At 53.7% G+C, this 402-nt stretch carries 1 protein-coding gene; it reads right to left on the minus strand.

Annotated features, from left to right (window positions below):
• A partial coding sequence (locus ACLFKU_RS44310; protein WP_410853464.1) for a DEAD/DEAH box helicase occupies nt 1-402 on the minus strand: 402 nt, incomplete at both ends.

The following is a 402-nucleotide window of genomic DNA, read 5'->3' on the forward strand; positions in this document are numbered from 1 at the left end:
TCACATGATCAAGCTCAGCCTCAGCGCCAAGTGACTCATATTTCTTCACGTCCTCAGGTTCTGACTCTGTCTTATTCGCCTGTGCTACAAGTTCATCGTCCCAACCATCATTGGACCGGTGCGGTTTGCCTAAAACATGGTTGCGTTCAGCCTCCAGTTGGGATGCCAGGTCCAACAAAATAGGAAGTGAGGGAAGGAAGATCGACGCGGTCTCGCCCGGCACCCGTGAGCGAACAAATCGTCCAATAGCCTGAGCAAAGAAGAGTGGGGTCGACGACGAGGTCGCATAGACGCCAACGGCGAGTCGAGGGACGTCAACCCCCTCGGACACCATGCGGACAGCGATGAGCCATCGGTCAGTGGATTGAGAAAATTTTTCGATTTTCCGTGATGATCCTGGCT

It is taken from the genome of Paraburkholderia sp. EG304, assembly GCF_046543485.1.
Taxonomy (GTDB): domain Bacteria; phylum Pseudomonadota; class Gammaproteobacteria; order Burkholderiales; family Burkholderiaceae; genus Paraburkholderia; species Paraburkholderia youngii.